The following is a 17645-nucleotide window of genomic DNA, read 5'->3' on the forward strand; positions in this document are numbered from 1 at the left end:
GTCGTCGAGGCGCTCCGAGCATCGCTCGAAGAGGTCGGCTCGCTGAAGAAGCAGAACCGCCAGCTCTTGGCGGCCTCCGGGGAGCCGGTTGCGGTTGTGGGTATGGCGTGTCGTCTGCCCGGTGGTGTGGCGGGTCCGGAGGATTTGTGGCGGCTGGTCAGCGAGGGCCGGGACGGTGTGTCCGGTTTCCCGTCCGATCGTGGCTGGGATGTGGAGGGCTCGTTCGACTCCGACCCGGGCCAGGCCGGCACCTCCTATGTGCCCCGGGGTGGGTTCCTGTATGAGGCGGGGGAGTTTGACGCGGGTTTCTTCGGGATCTCGCCGCGTGAGGCGCTGGCGATGGATCCGCAGCAGCGGTTGTTGCTGGAGACCTCGTGGGAGGCGTTGGAACAGGCCGGGATCGACCCGGGGACGTTGAAGGGCCAAGAGGTCGCGGTGTTCTCCGGCGTCATGGGCACCGACTACTTCGCGGGTGGCAACGTGCACTCCGAGCTGGGGGGTATCGGCACGGGGGCGGCGTCGAGTGTGGCCTCAGGCCGGGTGTCGTATGTGTTCGGTTTTGAGGGTCCGGCGGTGACGGTGGACACGGCGTGTTCGTCCTCGCTGGTCGCGATCCATCTGGCGGCGCAGGCGTTGCGGCAGGGGGAGTGCTCGCTGGCGCTGGCGGGCGGGGCCAAGGTGATGGCGACGCCGGGGGCGTTCGAGACGTTCTCGCGCCACGGCGGACTGTCCTTGGATGGCCGGTGTAAGTCGTATGCGGATGCCGCGGATGGCACCGGCTGGGCCGAGGGTGTCGGGGTGGTGGTTCTGGAGCGGTTGTCGGAGGCTCGGCGGCGCGGGCATCGGGTGCTCGCGGTGATCCGTGGCAGCGCGGTGAATCAGGACGGCGCGTCGAACGGGTTGACGGCGCCGAATGGTCCGTCGCAGCAGCGCGTGATCCGTAAGGCGCTTGCCAATGCGGGGCTTTCGACGGCGGATGTGGATGTGGTGGAGGGGCACGGCACGGGCACGGTTCTGGGTGATCCGATCGAGGCGCAGGCGCTGCTGGCGACGTACGGCCGTGACCGGGAACCCGAGCGCCCGTTGTGGCTGGGGTCGTTGAAGTCGAACATCGGTCATACCCAGGCCGCGGCGGGTGTGGCTGGTGTGATCAAGATGGTGCAGGCGCTGCGGTACGGGGTTATGCCGCCGACGCTGCATGTCGATGCTCCGTCGGCGAAGGTGGACTGGACCGCGGGCGCGGTCGAGCTGCTGACCGAGTCCCGGGAGTGGCCTGACACCGGTCGGCCGCGCCGTGCTGGTGTGTCGTCCTTCGGTGTCAGTGGGACCAACGCGCACCTGATCCTGGAACAGGCCCCGCAAGAGCAGCCCGTGACGCCGGTGGAGTCTGTGCCTGAGCCGATGGTGGACGTCGGCGATGGTGTGGTGCCGCTGGTGGTGTCGGCGAGGAGTGCCGGGTCCCTGGCGGGCCAGGCCGAGCGGTTGACGTCCTTTGTGGAGTCGAGTGAGGTGCCACTGCCGCACGTGGCGGGTGCGTTGGTCGCTCAGCGGGCGATGTTGTCCGAGCGTGCGGTGATCGTGGCCGACTCCGGGGAGGAGGCGTTGGCGGGGCTTGGTGCGCTGGCGCGGGGTGAGTCTCATCCCGGTGTGGTCACTGGCAGCGTGTCGACTCTGGGCGGGGCCGGAAAGGTCGTGTTCGTCTTTCCGGGGCAGGGCTCGCAGTGGGCCGGTATGGGTCGCGAACTCCTCGATTCGTCGCCGGTGTTCGCGGAGCGGATCGCTGAGTGCGCGGCGGTGTTGGAGCGGTGGGTGGACTGGTCGCTGGTGGATGTGCTGCGAGGGGATGCTCCGGCCGGTCTCCTGGAGCGCGTGGATGTGCTGCAGCCTGCGAGCTTCGCTGTGATGATCGGCCTTGCCGCCGTCTGGTCGTCGGTGGGTGTGGTGCCGGATGCGGTGGTGGGTCATTCGCAGGGTGAGATAGCGGCGGCGTGTGTGTCGGGTGCGTTGTCGCTGGAGGACGCGGCCCAGGTGGTGGCGGTACGTAGTCAGGTGATCGCCGCAAGTCTGGCGGGCCGCGGTGGTATGGCGTCGGTGGCGCTGTCCGAGGCTGAGGTGGCCGGGTGGCTGGAGCGGTGGGCGGGCCGGGTGGAGGTGGCGGCGGTCAATGGTCCGTCCTCGGTGGTGATCGCCGGTGATGCCGAGGCTCTCGATGAAGCTCTCGATGTCCTTGCCGCGGAGGGTGTGCGGGTGCGCCGGGTGGCGGTGGACTACGCCTCCCACACCCGGCATGTTGAGGCGATCGAGGACGTACTGACAACCGCCTTTGCCGACATCCGTGCCCAGGCGCCGCTGGTTCCTTTCTACTCGACTGTGACGGGCGAGTGGGTAAAGGAGGCGGATGTCCTGGGCGGCGGGTACTGGTACCGGAATCTGCGTGGCCAGGTCCGTTTCGGTCCCGCGATCGCCGACCTGCTGGGTGAGGGTTACTCGGTGTTCGTGGAGTCGAGCGCTCACCCGGTTCTGGTGCAGCCGGTCAGCGAGATCGTTGACCAGGCCGACACAGAGGCCGTGGTCGGTGGTTCGCTGCGTCGTGAGGAGGGAGGCCTGGGCCGGCTGTTCACCTCGATGGCCGAGCTTTTTGTCCGGGGCGTGCCTGTGGACTGGGCGGCAATGCTGCTGGCCGGTGCCGGTGCCGGTGCCGGTGCCTCGCAGGTCGATCTCCCGACGTATGCCTTCGATCACCAGCATTATTGGCTGCGCTCCGCTCCTGCTGTCGACGCTGTCGCGCTCGGACAAGCCGCCGGCGATCATCCGCTCATCGGGGCGGTCGTTGGCCGGCCGGACTCCGGCGGTTTTATGACCACCTCGCGGTGGTCGGTGGACGCGTACCCCTGGCTGGGTGATCACACCGTCGGTGACGTCATTGTCGTGCCGAGTGCGGTGTTGGTGGAGCTGGCCATCCGGTTCGGTGACGAGGTGGGCAGTGCGGTGGTCGAGGAGCTGACCGTGGAGCGGCCCGTGCTGTTGCCGCTGCGGGGCGGCAGAGCCGTGCAGATGACCGTCGGGGAGGCCGATGGGCAGGGGCGGCGGCCGGTTGAGGTGTACTCCCGCCCGGACAACGCCGGCCTGGACGCGGTGTGGACACGCCACGCACACGGCACGTTGGTGCCCGGCCCGGTGACCCCGTCCGCTTCCGGCGCCACGTGGCCTGCCGGCAGCCCCGCCGCCGATGTGGCCCTCGACAGGGCGGTCGGCGACGCCGACCGCTACGGCCTGCACCCGGCGCTGCTCGACGCAGCGGTCCGAACGGCGTTTCCTGATGAGGACGTGATCGCGACCCGGTGGAGCGGGGTGGCCTTGCTGGCTTCTGGTGCGGCGGCGGTACGGGTACGTGCGGCCCGTGACACCACCACAGGGGTGACCCGTTTTGAGCTGGTGGACGCCTCCGAGGCGCCGGTGCTGACCGCTGATGCCGTTGTCGCCGAGCCGTTTTCGCCCGAAAGCGCAGAGATCGCGGATGCGTCGGCCTCTGGCGCCCTGTTCCAGGTCGACTGGGCCGAGCTTCCCCTTCCCCCGGGGGAGATGACCAAGGACGCCGGCACTACAGTGACCGTCGTCGGTGCCGAAGATGTTGCTGCCCTCGCGGCGGACGGTCCAGCGGTACCGGGCCTGCTGGTGTACGAGGCCGGGCACGCGCCCGCCGGTCCGCGTGAGGCGGTCGCCGCCGTGTTGGCCGTTGTCCAGGCTTGGCTGGCAGTACCGGTCCTGGCGCACAGCCGTCTCGTTGTGATCGTCCCGGATGCCGAGGACGATCTGACCGTAGCCGCTGTGTCGGGTCTGCTGCGTTCGGCGCAGTCGGAGCACCCGGACCGTATCGTCCTTGTCGAGAGCGACCATGGCGGGCGGCACCGCGGCGGTGCGGCGGCCTCGGAGCACCCGGCGGCCGTGCAGGCCGTGCAGGCCGTGAACGCCGTGAACGCCGTGCGGCTCGCGGTGGCCGCGGGTGAGCCCCGTGTCCGTGTGCGCGGCGGTGTGGCCTTCGTCCCTCGGCTCCGGCGTGTCCGGCTTGCCGAAGGTCCCCGGCGCGGGCTCAACCCTGAGGGCACCGTCCTTGTCACTGGCGGCACCGGGACGCTGGGCAGTCTCGTCGCCCGGCACCTGGTGACCGAATACGGTGTACGGCACTTGCTGCTGGCCAGCCGGAGCGGACCGGATGCCGAGGGGGCGGCGGCGCTGTACGAGGAACTGACCGGCCTCGGTGCGACCGTCACCGTCGCCGCGTGCGACACCGCCGACCGGGACGCTGTCGCGGCGCTCCTGGCCGCCGTACCGGACGCACATCCGCTCACCGCGGTCGTTCACACCGCCGGAGTCCTCGACGACGGTGTGGTCACCGCCCTGACGCCGGAGCGTGTCGACACCGTCCTGCGGCCGAAACTTGATGCCGCACTGCACTTGCACGAGTTGACCCGGGACATCGATCTTGCGGCGTTCGTCCTCTTCTCCTCCGCCGCCGGGGTCCTGGGCAACCCCGGTCAGGGCAACTACGCCGCCGCCAATGCCTCCCTGGACGCCCTCGCCCTCCACCGCCACCGCTCCGGCCTGCCCGCGACATCCCTCGCATGGGGGGTATGGGACCAGACCGGCACCAGCGGGAACCTGGGCATGGCCAATCAGCGGAGGATGGCCCCGCAGGGCCTGATGGCACACTCCAGCCAGGAGGGTCTGGCGCTGTTCGACGCGGCGCTGCAGTCGGACGACGCGGTGCTCTTGGCGGCCAAGCCGGACTACGCCGCGCTGCGCGCCCAAGCCGCGTCCGAACCCGTACACGTACTGCTGCGGAGCCTCGTGCGTGCCGGCCGTCGCACCGCTCGGCACGTGGCCTCCCGTCGGGGCGGCCTCGCTGAACAGCTGGCCGCCAGGCTCCCGGTCCAGCGAGAGCAGATGCTGCTGGATCTGGTCCGGCGCGAGGTCGCTGCGGTTCTGGGCCATGCGACACCCGGCAAGGTCGACCCCGACCGGGCTTTCCAGGAGGTCGGCTTCGACTCGATGCTGGCCGTTGAACTCCGCAACCGACTCACCGGACTCGTAGGGATCCGCCTCCCTGCCACGATCGTCTTCGACCATCCCACCCCCCGGAGCCTGATGCGCCGTCTGCTCGCGGAACTGTGCCCCGAGGCCGTTGGCGAGTCGGCGGGCCGGGAGGACGAGATCCGGAGGGTCCTGGTCACCACGCCTCTGTCCCGGTTCCAGGAACTCGGGCTCATGGAGAAACTCCTGCAACTGGTGGCGAGCCCCGGTGGTGAAAGTGCCACAGCGCCGGACACCGCCGAACCGAAGCAGGACGGCAAGCTGCTGATCGAGGAGATGGGCGTTGACGACCTGGTCGAGCGCGCGATGAGGAAAGCCCGGAAGCAGTAGCGGACGCGCGACCGGAACGAATGGAGACAGGGAATGACCAGCTCAGAGGCAAAGCTTGTCGAAGCGCTGCGGGCTTCACTGATCGAGAACGAGCAGCTGGAGAACGAGAACAAGAAGATCCGCGACAGCTTGACTGAACCGATCGCCATCGTGGGCATGGCGTGCCGGTTCCCCGGTGGGGTGTCGTCACCTGAAGAGTTGTGGGAGTTGATCGCCGATGGTCGTTCCGCAGTCGGCGCATTCCCCACCGACCGGGGCTGGGATCTTGAGAACCTGTACGACCCGGACCTCGATCGGGCCGGCACGAGTTATGTACGGGACGGCGGGTTCCTGCACGACGTGGGCGAGTTCGACGCCGGTTTTTTCGGCATCTCACAAAGCGAGACGCTGGTCATGGACCCGCAGCAGCGTCTGATGCTGGAGACGTCGTGGGAGGCGATCGAACGGGCGGGCATAGACCCGGCTGCTCTGCGTGGCAAGAACGTCGGCGTGTTCGCCGGCGTGGGCGGGCACGATTACGCCACCGGTTTCCACAGCGTCCCCGACGAGCTCGAGGGCTACCTGATGACCGGCGGCTTGGCGAGCGTCCTGTCGGGACGGGTTTCCTACACTCTCGGGTTCGAGGGGCCCGCAGTCACTATCGACACGGCCTGCTCGTCGTCCCTGGTAGCCATGCACATGGCAGTGCAGTCCCTGCGCTCGGGCGAGTCGTCGTTGGCGCTGGCCGGGGGCTCCACTGTGATGTGCACTCCCGCCGGCCTGGTGTTGGCCTCGCGTATGCGGACTCTTGCGAAGGACGGCCGGTGCAAGGCGTTTGCGGCATCCGCAGATGGCACGAACTCCGCCGAGGGCGTGGGCGTCCTGCTGTTGGAGCGGGTTTCCGATGCCATCCGTGACGGACATGAGATTCTCGGCGTCGTACGGGCCACTGCGGTGAACCAGGATGGCGCGTCCAACGGACTCACCGCGCCGAACGGGCCCTCGCAGCAGCGGGTGATCCGCCAGGCACTCGCTACCGCTGGTCTGTCGTCCGCCGATGTCGACATCGTCGAGGCGCACGGCACCGGAACCCCCCTGGGCGACCCGATCGAGGCACAGGCCCTGCTCGCCACCTATGGTCAGAGCCGTGACCCCGGACTGCCGCTGTGGCTCGGTTCAGTGAAGTCGAACCTTGGACACGCGGGCCATGCGGCAGGCGTCGCTGGTGTGATCAAGATGGTGATGGCCATGCGGCATGGTGTGCTGCCGCGGACTTTGCACGTGGACGAGCCCACGCCTCAGGTCGACTGGTCTGCTGGAGCGGTTGAGCTGCTGACCGAGGCGCACGAGTGGCCCCAGATCGGCCGTCCTCGTCGTGCGGGGGTCTCCGGCTTCGGCGTCAGCGGCACCAACGCGCACGTCATCCTGGAGCAGGCGCCCGAGCAGACATCCGTGAACCCGTCCGACGAGAAGGCGCGCGTGCTGGGCGACTCGGTTGTGCCACTGGTCCTCTCGGCCCGTGGCGAGGCGGGTCTCGCCGGTCAGGCCCGGCGCCTTGGTTCGTTCCTGAGGCAACGTCAAGAGCTGGACCTGCTCGACGTCGGCCGGTCGCTGGTGCGGAGCCGGGGTCTTCACCCCGACCGTGCGATCGTGCTCGCCGAGGACCGGGAAGAGGCGCTGACCGCATTGGACGCCGTGGCCAACGGCGAGTCAGCGACCGGTGTCGTCGGGGGAACGGCCGAGAGCGTCGTAGGCCGGACTGTCTTCGTGTTCCCCGGCCAGGGCGCGCAGTGGGCGGGCATGGGAAGGGAACTGCTTGAGGCGTCGCCCGTGTTCGCGACCAGCATGGCCGAGTGCGCCGAGGCGCTTGACCCGCTGACCGGCTGGTCGTTGCTCGATGTGGTGCGGCAGGTGGAGGGCGCCCGGTCCCTTGAAGACATCGACGTCGTGCAGCCGGTGTCGTGGGCACTGATGCTGTCGCTTGCCGCGCTGTGGGAAGCGTGCGGGGTCGTCCCGGACGCGGTCGTGGGTCATTCCCAGGGCGAGATCGCCGCTGCCTGCTTTGCCGGTGCGCTGTCCCTTCCGGACGCCGCCCGCCTCGTGGTTTACCGGGCCAAGGTTATCCGCGCCGAGTTGTCGGGACGCGGAGGCATGGCGTCCCTCGTTGCCGGTGTCAAGGCCGCCTCCGTGCTGGTCGAGGAGTTGCCGGGCCTGGAGATCGCCGCAGTCAACGGACCCTCCTCGGTGGTCGTGACCGGTGGACTGCCCGCCCTGGAAGAGCTGCTCGCCCGGTGCGAGACCGAGGGCATCCACGCCCGCAGGATTCACAGGGCCAACGCCGCCGGACACTCCTCACAGATGGATGTGCTGCGCGACCCTTTCCTTGAGGCACTTACCGGGGTCTCCGGCGGGCCTTCGCGCGTGCCGCTGTACTCCACGGTGACCGGGCGACTCCAGGACACCACGGAGCTGGACGCCGAGTACTGGTATCGCAACCTGCGGCAGACCGTGCAGTTCGACCCGGCCATTCGGTCCCTGGCCGGTGATGGGCATGGAGTGTTCATCGAGGTCAGCTCCCACCCTGTGCTGGCGTCGAGCGTCCAGGACGTGCTGGAGGAGCTCCAGGCACCCGCTGTCGTCACCGGGTCGCTGCACCGCGACGACGGCGGCCCGCGCAGGTTCCTCGCCTCGCTGGCCCACCTGCACACCCACGGCGTTCAGGTCTCCTGGGGGGCCGTCCTCGGCCGCGGTACGGAGCGGCCCGTAGATCTGCCCACGTACGCCTTTCAGCGCCAGCGCTACTGGTTGGATCCGGCAGACTCCGGTGGGGACGCGCCAGGCCTCGGTCTCGAGGCGGCGGACCATCCTCTGCTCGGCGCGGTTACCGAAATCCCCGGCTCGGACGGCGTGTTGTTCACTTCCCGGCTGTCGCTGCGCACGCACCCCTGGCTCGCCGACCACGCGGCCGCCGGAGTCGTCCTCGTGCCCGGAGCGGCCTTCGTGGAACTCGCGGTCCGCGCCGGCGACGAGATCGGGTGCGGCCTGGTCGGCGAACTGGTCATCGAGCGCCCCCTGCTGCTGCCCGAGAGCGGCGGTGTCCAGGTACGTGTGTGGGTGGGTGAGCCTGACGAATCCCGCCACCGCACCGTCCAGATCCACTCCCGCTGGGAGGAAGCCGGTCCACGTGGGAGCTGGACCCGTCATGCCTCCGGGCGCCTGGTGCCGGAGGAGGGTGGGGCCGATTTCGACCTCACCCAGTGGCCGCCGCCCGGCGCCACCGCCGTCGACCCGGACGTACTCGCCTCCGCCTACGACGGCATGGCACAGGCGGGATACGGCTACGGTCCGGCCTTTCGGGGCCTGCGCGGGGCGTGGACGCGCGGCGAGGAGGTGTTCGCCGAGGTCTCACTGCCCGAGGCAGCGGGCAAGGGCGATGACTACGGGCTGCACCCGGCCCTCCTGGACGCGGCCATGCACGCCTGTGCCTTCCGCACCGATATGGCCGGCGAGAGCCCGAAGCTGGCTCTGCCATTTGTCTGGCGCGACGTCAGACTGCACGCCGTCGGAACCTCCACACTGCGGGTTCACCTCACACCGCTCGCCCGCGACACGATCCGCTTGCGCCTGGCCGACGCCTTCGGCGCACCTGTGGCCGCCGTCGACTCGATGGTCCTGCGACCGGTGGTCCCGGAACTGCTGCGTGTCGGCTCAGGTGCGTCCAAGGAGCGGATGTTCCGTGTGGCCTGGGAGCCCATCTCCGTCAGGAGCGTGCATGACGAGCTGAACGTCGTACCCGTGACAACTGCCGAGGACGTTCGTGCCGTGGCCGCAACGCCCCCCGGCATGTTCGTCCTCGATGTGGCCGGGAACGGACGTACGGACCTCGCCGCCGTCCGGGACCTCACCGGGCGAGTGCTGGAGGTCGTCCAGGCGTGGCTCGCGGAACCCGCCTTCCAGGACACTCCTCTCGTCGCTCTCACACAGGTGGGTGCGGTCGTCCAGGACGGGGACCCGGCTCCCGATCTGGCCGTTGCGACGGCTGCCGGCCTGCTGCGTTCGGCACAGTCCGAGAACCCGGGCCGCATCCTCCTGGTCGACACGGACGGCACGGAGGCGTCGGCCTTGCGCCTTCCCGATGTACTCGCGTCCGGGCAGCCTCAGGCGGCACTTCGCAGAGGCGCGGTGGCGGTGCCGAGGCTCGTCAAGGCCGCCCCCGCCGATGCCCATGGCCGTCCACTGAACCCCGAGGGCACGGTCTTGATCACCGGCGGTACGGGTAGGCTGGGTCGTCTGGCGGCCAGGCACCTGGTCTCCAAGCACAAGATCAGAAACCTCGTCCTGGTCAGCCGGAGGGGACCGGACGCACCGGGCGCGGCCGAGTTGGAAGCCGAACTCGAGGGGCTCGGGGCGCTCGTCCGAGTCGTAGCGTGCGATGTGTCCGATCGAGACTCCATGGTCGCGCTTCTGGCCTCGGTTCCCAAGGACACCCCCCTTACCGGCGTGATCCACGCAGCCGGAGCGCTGGATGACGGTGTGGTGACGTCCCTGACGCCCGAACAGCTCGACGCGGTGCTCCGCCCGAAGGCCGATGCGGCACACATTCTGGATGAACTCACGCGCGATCTCGACCTCGCGGCCTTCGTCCTGTACTCCTCTCTTTCGGGGATCTTCGGTTCGGCGGGTCAGGGCAACTACGCTGCCGCGAACTCCTACCTCGACGCGCTAGCTGTACGCCGTCATGCTTCCGGATTGCCGGCGACCTCACTGGTGTGGGGATGGTGGGGGCAGGGATCGGACGCGCTGGACAAACTCGCTGAGGTCGAGCTGAAGCGTTTCGACCGCTGGAACAGCACCGAACTCACGGAGCAAGAGGGCATGGAGCTGTTCGACCTCGCGCTGCTTGACCGTGACGCTGTTCAGGTCCTGACGAAGATGGAACTCGAGGCGATATGGGACCAGACCGACTCCGCATCCGTCCCCCCACTGCTGCGCGGCCTCATCCGCGTCAGCCGGCGGCCCGCCCGTGACGGGGCGACCGGGGCCGACACGCTCGCAGATCGGCTGGCCGAGGCGTCCCCGGACCAGCGAGGAAAGATCTTGGTCGACCTGGTCCAGCGCGAGGTCGTCACGATCCTCGGCCACGTGTCTGCGGACGACATCGGACCGGACCTTTCCTTCTTCGACATCGGTTTCGACTCTCTGACCGCCATCGAACTCAGGAACCGGCTGTCGGCGCTCACCGGCGTCCGTATCCCGGCCACCTTCGCCTTCGAGTACCCCACCGCGGAACTGGCCGCCGAGGAGCTGCTGGAACGCCTCGAATCCCACGTGGACTCGCCGGATACTCCACGCATGGTGCGAGATCAATGACCGACTCGCCTCCCTGCCGGAATCCGGCAACGCGGACGTCAAGCCAGGATTTGATCGTACGTCGGACCGGGGCAACTCCGGCACGTGATCTCAACTTCCACGACCGGTGCGCGGCACGGCCGGCGCACCGGTCACCGACCTACCCCCTCCGCCACTCGCCGACGACGAACACCCAAGGAGATAAGGCATGTTCGACAAGGACAAGTATCTGGAGTACCTCGGCTTCTCGGGAACGCCCGACGCAAGCCTGGCGACCCTGCGGAAGATCCACCGCGAGCACCAGATGCGGATCCCTTACGACAGTGGTTACGCCCTGGACCTGAACAGCAGTGGCGACGCCCTCGGCCTGGCCCAGGCGTCCTTCGACCTTGACCCGGCCTTCGAGACGATCGTGCTCAGCGGCCGGGGCGGCATCTGCGTCGAATTGAACTTCATGTTCCATCGGCTCCTCGTCGAGCTGGGCTTCGACGTGCAGGTGCTGGCCGCGGCCACCCTCCTGCCGGGGGGAGTGTGGGGCCCTGACATCGAGCACATGGTCATGCGCGTCACCATCGACGGTGTGGACTGGCTCGCCGACGCCGGGCACGCGGGCATCTCCATCGTGGAGCCGCTGCCGTTCTCCGGAGAGACCGCGGTCCAGGACGGCATCGAGTTCCGGTTGACCCGTCGGGAGAAGCACTACTTCCTCGAGTACAAGACCCGCGCCAAAGACTGGCGCGACAGTTACCGCTTCCTGCCGGAGACGCGTACCACCGCGGACTGGGCCCGCTGGCGCGACGCCCTGCCGCTGGAGGAGATGGCGGCGCATCCGCGGCGCCGCCGACGGGTCATCGACAACGGGCAGGTCACGCTCACCGCGAACCTCTTCCTCACCGTTGAGGACGGCGAGGAGCGGCTTCGTCTCATCCGGGACGAGAGCGAGCTCGAAAAGATCGTCAGCACCTACTGGAGCTGAGCGGACGAACCACCACGACCGCTTGCGGAAAAGGCCGGAGATGCTCGCGAAGGCTTCAGCCGACCCCGCCGTGCACAGCCGGACCTCCGGTCAGCGGCCTCGGTCGCGCCCGGGGTTCAGACGGCGGACCGTCTCCTGAAGACCCCGGCGGGGTGGCCGCCCCGGCGTGCCACCTGCTTCCACAGGACAGAGTGAGGCGGAGTGAGAGAACAGATACCGGTCCACCTGGGCGAACGTTCCTACGATGTGCTGATCGGCCCTGGGGTGCGTTCCACGCTGGCCGAGGTGATCCAGGGCCTCGGCGCCCGGCGGGTCGCCGTCGTGTCGGCCCGGCCCGCGGAATGGGTGCCTGACACGGGAGTGGAGACCGTGCTGCTGCCCGCCCGGGACGGTGAGCCGGACAAGAACCTCGCCACCGTCGAGGCCCTGTGCGCGGAGTTCGTACGCTTCGGCCTCACACGCAACGACGCGGTCGTCTCCTGCGGGGGCGGAACCACCACCGACGTCGTCGGCCTGGCCGCCGCCCTGTACCACCGGGGCGTGCCGGTGGTACATCTGCCGACCACGCTGCTGGCCCAGGTCGACGCGAGTGTCGGCGGCAAGACGGCGGTCAACCTGCCCTCCGGTAAGAACCTGGTGGGCGCCTACTGGCAGCCCGCCGCCGTACTGTGCGACACCGACTACCTGTCCACCCTGCCCCGGCGTGAGATGCTCAACGGCCTGGGTGAGATCGCCCGCTGCCACTTCATCGGTGCCGGTGACCTGCGAGGGCTCGGCCTCGCGGAGCGCATCGCTGCCAGTGTGAGGCTGAAGGCCGGCGTCGTCTCGGCCGACGAGCGGGACACCGGCCCGCGACACATCCTCAACTACGGCCACACCCTGGGCCACGCCCTGGAGCTGGCCGGCGGCTTCGCGCTCCGGCACGGCGAGGCCGTCGCGATCGGCACGATCTTCGCGGGCCTGCTTGCCGGGGCCCTGGACCGGATCGGTCCCGAGCGGGTGGCGGAGCACCGGGAGGTCGTCGAGTTCTACGGCCTGCCCACCGCGCTGCCCGAGGAGATCGGGACGGCCGAGCTGATCCGCCTGATGCGCCGGGACAAGAAGGCGCTCACAGGCCTTGCCTTCGTCCTCGACGGGCTCGGGGGAGCGGAGCTGGTCCACGACGTGTCCGAACAGGTCGTCGCCGAGGTCCTGGAGCGCATGCCACGGCAGCCACTCGGGCAACTCATCGAGCCGGCAGGTTTCCACGGAACGGGAGTCCCGCCGGCATGACGCGCACATCAGAGGCAGCGCACGGCGAGGTCCGGGGCGGGAACACGCGGGAGCCGAGGCTCGCGGACCGCCTCGCCGCGGCCCTGGACAGACCCGCGGCGCAGCAGCCCGAGTGGCCGGACCCGGTCCGGGCCCGGACAGCGGTGGAACCGCTGCGCACCGCGCCCCCGATCGTGGCCGAGTCCGAGACGGTACAGCTCTCCGAGCAGCTCGCGGCGGTCGCCCGCGGCCAGGCATTCCCGCCGCAGAGCGGGGACCGCGCGGAAACCTTCGCCGAGACCACCGAATCGCACCTGCGAGCCAACCTCGGTCTCCTGAAGCGTATGTCGCCGCACCTTGCCCGCGCCCACGGGCACGCGGCTCGCGCGATGACGCTCGCCCGCCGGGCGTACGCACAGGAGCCGGCGAACCCGCACACCGGCCTCCCCTCGTACCTGCGAGGCACCCCCGGCGGCGGCCGGAGATCGACCGGACAGGGCCTCGGTGAGGCTGACCTGTCGGCCCGCTACCGTACCGCCCGCGACCCTCGCCTGAATGAGGAACAGTCCATGGAACTGGCCTTCACCGTCGCCGATTTGCTCGCAGAGGCCATCCGGCCGGCTGCCCGGCAGGTCACCTCTGCCGGCCCCGGGAACCCGCGATGACCGACACCGCCACCCCGCCGCGGGTCCCGATCAGCGGCACCACCCGCTTGTACGCGGTGATCGGCGACCCGGTCGAGCAGGTCCGGTCCCCCGGCCTGCTCAACCCGCTCTTCGCCGAACAGGGCGTCGACGCGGTGCTGGTGCCGGTGAAGGTCCACCCTGGCGATCTGGAACGGGTCGTACGCGGCCTGCAGCGGATCGGTAACCTCGACGGCATCTTCGTCACCGTCCCGCACAAGGCGGACGCCGCCCAGCTCGCCGACCGGCAAAGCCATACCGTCAAGATCGCCGGAACGGCCAACGTGCTGCGCCGCGAGACCGACGGCAGTTGGCTCGCCGAGAACTTCGACGGTTCCGGTTTCGTGACCGGCCTCGCCCGCGCCGGGCATGAGATACGAGGCAAGCGGGTCGCGCTCGCCGGGGCCGGCGGGGCGGGCAGCGCCATCGCGTGCGCGCTGCTGACGGCCGGCGCGGACCGGATCGCCGTGACCGACCCGGACCTGGCCAAACTGGACACGCTTGTCGGCCGACTCGCCACGTACTGGCCCGGCCGAATCCACGCCGTCGCCGAACTGCCCCTGCATGACAGCGACATCGCGGTCAACGCGACCCCGCTCGGACTGCGATCCAGCGACCCACTGCCGTTCGCGCCCGAAGCCCTCCCGCCCGCGGCGGTGGTGGGCGACATCATCATGAAACCCCACGAGACGCCCCTGCTGCGGCAGGCCGCCGCCCTCGGCCACCACGTCCACCACGGCATCCACATGCTGAACGGTCAAGTGGACTCCTACTGCGCGTTCTTCGGCCTGAGCGCACCCAGGACCGGCTGACGCACACACCCGCCACGATCCCACGTCCGGCCGACCCACACCCCGGCAGACGGCTACCAGACCGGGGGATGTGGCGTGGTGAGCGCGGTGCCTACCGTGAAAGTCGCACTCTTGGGTCTGATCCTCGAGGTGGAACCTGCGGTCGGCCGCGTGCCCCGCCCGCTTTATGCCGTCCGTCGGCCATCGGCCGAGAAATGTCCGAAGTGGAGATTTGGAGATACATGAACGCGCGACCGGCACCAGAGTTTCCCTCCTGGCCGCAGTACGACGACGGCGAGCGCACCGGCCTGATCCGGGCCCTGGAGCAGGGTCAGTGGTGGCGCATGGGCGGGTCGGAGGTGGACTCCTTCGAGAGTGAGTTCGCCGACTTCCATGGTGCCCCGCATGCTTTGGCCGTCACCAACGGCACCCATGCCCTGGAGCTGGCGCTGCAGTGTCTGGGTGTCGGTCCGGGCACGGAGGTCATCGTGCCGGCCTTCACTTTCATCTCCTCGTCCCAGGCCGCTCAGCGGCTCGGCGCGGTCGCCGTCCCCGTCGACGTCGATCTCGACACGTACAACATCGACGTGGCTGCCGCGGCGTCCGCCATCACCTCTCGCACCAGGGTGATCATGCCCGTGCACATGGCGGGGCTCATCGCTGACATGGACGCGCTCGACAAGCTTTCCGCGGACACCGGCGTGCCCCTGCTGCAGGACGCCGCCCACGCGCACGGTGCCCGCTGGCAGGGCAAGCGGGTGGGCGAGTTGGGTACGGTCGCCACGTTCAGCTTCCAGAACGGCAAGCTGATGACCGCCGGCGAGGGTGGTGCACTGCTTTTCCCCGACGAGGAGACGTACGAGGCCGCCTTCCTGCGGCACAGCTGTGGCCGGCCGCGCACCGACCGCCGCTACATGCACCAGACTGCCGGCACCAACATGCGGCTCAACGAATTTTCCGCGTCCGTGCTCCGCGCCCAGCTGAGCCGCCTCGACGCCCAGCTCACGCTGCGCGATCAGCGCTGGACACTGCTGTCCCGGCTGCTCGGCGAGATCGACGGCGTCGTACCCCAGGGGGGCGATGCGCGCGCCGACCGGAACTCTCACTACATGGCCATGTTCCGGATTCCCGGTATCTCCGAGGAGGGCCGCAACGCCCTCGTCGACACGCTCGTCGGGTCCGGGCTGCCTGCCTTCGCCGCCTTCCGGGCGATCTACCGCACCGACGCGTTCTGGGAGACGGCCGCGCCCGACACTACCGTCGACAGGCTCGCCGCAACCTGCCCGCACACGGAGGCGATCAGCACCGACTGCATCTGGCTGCACCACCGGGTGCTGCTCGCCTCCGAGGAAGCCCTCCACACCACGGCCGAGATCATCGCCGACGCGGTGGCCGCACGATGAAGGTCCGCGCTGCCGTCGTCGGACTCGGCTGGGCAGGCCGCGAGCTGTGGCTCAGACTGCTGAGCGAGCACAAGGGCTTCGAGGTGGTCGCCGCCGTCGACCCCGACCCGGCCTCGCGGGCAGCCGCCGTAGCGATGGGCCTGCCCGCCCATACCACCATGGACGCCCTCGCTCCTCGCACGGTCGACATCGCCGTCGTCGCGGTACCCAACCATCTGCACGCCGAGGTAGCGGCCGCCCTGCTCCGCCGCGGGATCTCCGTCTTCCTGGAGAAGCCGGTCTGCCTGACCACCGCCGAGGCCGACGCCCTCGCCGCGGCCGAACAGAACGGCGGGATACTGCTCGCCGGCAGCGCCGCCGCCCACCGCGGCGACGTCCAAGAGCTTGCCGGGCTGCTGCCCCAGGTCGGCCGGATCCGCCATGTCACCCTGGACTGGGTGAGGGCGCGCGGCGTGCCACAGCCCGGCGGCTGGTTCACCCAGCGCAGCAAGTCCGGTGGCGGTGTCCTCGTCGACCTCGGCTGGCACCTGCTCGACGTCCTCACCTACCTCCTCGGCCCCGCCCCCGTCACCCAAGTGATCGGCTCGGTCTCCGACGACTTCGTCAACAGCAGTGCCTGGTCCGCTGCCTGGCGCGAGGAAGAGCCCACCGACGTCCCGGCCGGCAACGTCGAGGACACCGCCCGAGGCTTCCTGCTCCGCGAGGACGGCATCTCGGTCTCGCTACAAGCCAGCTGGGCTTCGCACGAGGCGCTGGACACCTCCGTCATCACCATCGAGGGCAGCAACGGAACGGCACGGCTGCACTGCGTTTTCGGCTTCAGTCCCAACCGGGCCCCCGAACGGGTGCTCACCCTCACCCGGGAAGGCACCACACAGCAGATCCCGCTGCCCGACGAGCCGATCGGCACCGAGTACAGACGCCAGCTCGACGGCCTCGCCGGGCTCCTGGCCGACCCGGGCCGACGCGGCGTGGCCGTCGCCCAGGCCCGTAACACCGTCCAGCTGGTCGAAAGCTTCTACGCATCGGCCCGCGCCGCTCGACCTGCGGACCACGCACCCCAATTCACCCCCCACAAGGAGGTGAGGACCGCATGATCACAAGGTCGGAACACCACGCGGCAACGACCTTCGAACAGCACTCCCCAGTCTCCAGACAAGCAGTCATCTTCGATCTCGACGGAGTCGTCGTCGACAGCTTCGCGGTGATGGGCGAGGCCTTCTCCCTCGCCTACGCCGAGGTCGTCGGCCCAGGCGAGGCGCCCTTCGAGGAGTACCAGCGCCATCAGGGCCGCTACTTTCCCGACATCATGCGGATCATGGGCCTTCCGCTGGAGATGGAGGAGCCCTTCGTCCGTGAGAGCTACCGGCTCGCCCACCACGTTCAGGTGTACGACGGTGTTGCCGATGTGCTGAGGATGCTGAACGAGCGCGGCCTCCGGCTGGCCATCGCCACCGGCAAGGCAGGCGAGCGCGCCCGGTCCCTGCTCGACGTCCTCGGCCTGCTTCCGTACTTCGCCCACGTCATCGGCTCCGACGAGGTGCCCCGGCCCAAGCCCGCTCCCGACATCGTCAGACGCGCGCTCGAACTCCTCGACGTTCCCGCGGACCGGGCCATCATGATCGGCGACGCCCCCACCGACCTGGCCAGCGCCCACGGCGCCGACGTCACCGCCGCAGCCGCACTGTGGGGCTGCCACGACGAGATCGGACTGCTCGCCGCCAGCCCTGACATCGTCCTGCAACGCCCCGCCGACCTGCTCGTTCTCTGCCCGGCCGTCCCCGGCCACTGA

At 69.5% G+C, this 17645-nt stretch carries 8 protein-coding genes and 1 pseudogene; all 9 read left to right on the forward strand.

What is annotated here, in order from left to right; all coding sequences use genetic code 11:
• Positions 1–27: 27 nt before the first annotated feature.
• Positions 28–5421: pseudogene (locus ACWGDX_RS00570) on the forward strand (type I polyketide synthase); the annotation flags it as partial.
• Between the two features lie 33 nt (positions 5422–5454).
• Positions 5455–10770: an SDR family NAD(P)-dependent oxidoreductase gene (locus tag ACWGDX_RS00575; protein ID WP_453620749.1), complete on the forward strand. Its 5316-nt coding sequence runs from the start codon at positions 5455–5457 to the stop codon at positions 10768–10770.
• 187 nt (positions 10771–10957) lie between these two features.
• The gene (locus tag ACWGDX_RS00580) at positions 10958–11725 is read left to right on the forward strand and encodes an arylamine N-acetyltransferase family protein (RefSeq protein ID WP_453620751.1); all 768 of its coding nucleotides are present in this window, start codon (positions 10958–10960) and stop codon (positions 11723–11725) included.
• A 201-nt stretch (positions 11726–11926) separates the two neighbouring features.
• Positions 11927–12997 carry a 3-dehydroquinate synthase family protein gene (locus tag ACWGDX_RS00585; RefSeq protein ID WP_453620753.1) on the forward strand — a complete coding sequence of 357 codons (1071 nt, stop codon included), beginning with the start codon at positions 11927–11929 and terminating at the stop codon, positions 12995–12997.
• Positions 12994–13641, forward strand: coding sequence for a 3-deoxy-7-phosphoheptulonate synthase (locus tag ACWGDX_RS00590; protein WP_453620755.1), 648 nt, complete (start codon positions 12994–12996; stop codon positions 13639–13641). The genes ACWGDX_RS00585 and ACWGDX_RS00590 overlap by 4 nt, the downstream gene beginning before the upstream one ends.
• Positions 13638–14471: a shikimate dehydrogenase family protein gene (locus ACWGDX_RS00595; RefSeq protein WP_453620757.1), complete on the forward strand. Its 834-nt coding sequence runs from the start codon at positions 13638–13640 to the stop codon at positions 14469–14471. The genes ACWGDX_RS00590 and ACWGDX_RS00595 overlap by 4 nt, the downstream gene beginning before the upstream one ends.
• Positions 14472–14692: 221 nt before the next feature.
• Entirely contained in the window at positions 14693–15853 is a 1161-nt protein-coding gene (rifK, locus tag ACWGDX_RS00600; protein ID WP_453620759.1) for a 3-amino-5-hydroxybenzoate synthase, read from the forward strand.
• Positions 15850–16950: a Gfo/Idh/MocA family protein gene (locus ACWGDX_RS00605; protein ID WP_453620761.1), complete on the forward strand. Its 1101-nt coding sequence runs from the start codon at positions 15850–15852 to the stop codon at positions 16948–16950. Before rifK ends, ACWGDX_RS00605 begins: the two co-directional genes overlap by 4 nt.
• On the forward strand, positions 16947–17645 hold the full coding sequence (locus ACWGDX_RS00610; protein ID WP_453620763.1) for an HAD-IA family hydrolase: 699 nt from the start codon (positions 16947–16949) through the stop codon (positions 17643–17645). Before ACWGDX_RS00605 ends, ACWGDX_RS00610 begins: the two co-directional genes overlap by 4 nt.

It is taken from the genome of Streptomyces sp. NPDC055025, from assembly GCF_053608565.1.

Coding starts and splice junctions, on each gene's coding strand:
- ACWGDX_RS00575 (WP_453620749.1), top strand. CDS start 5,455: ATGACCAGCTCAGAGGCAAAGCTTGTCGAAGCGCTGCGGGCTTCACTG.
- ACWGDX_RS00580 (WP_453620751.1), top strand. CDS start 10,958: ATGTTCGACAAGGACAAGTATCTGGAGTACCTCGGCTTCTCGGGAACG.
- ACWGDX_RS00590 (WP_453620755.1), top strand. CDS start 12,994: ATGACGCGCACATCAGAGGCAGCGCACGGCGAGGTCCGGGGCGGGAAC.
- ACWGDX_RS00595 (WP_453620757.1), top strand. CDS start 13,638: ATGACCGACACCGCCACCCCGCCGCGGGTCCCGATCAGCGGCACCACC.
- rifK (WP_453620759.1), top strand. CDS start 14,693: ATGAACGCGCGACCGGCACCAGAGTTTCCCTCCTGGCCGCAGTACGAC.
- ACWGDX_RS00605 (WP_453620761.1), top strand. CDS start 15,850: ATGAAGGTCCGCGCTGCCGTCGTCGGACTCGGCTGGGCAGGCCGCGAG.
- ACWGDX_RS00610 (WP_453620763.1), top strand. CDS start 16,947: ATGATCACAAGGTCGGAACACCACGCGGCAACGACCTTCGAACAGCAC.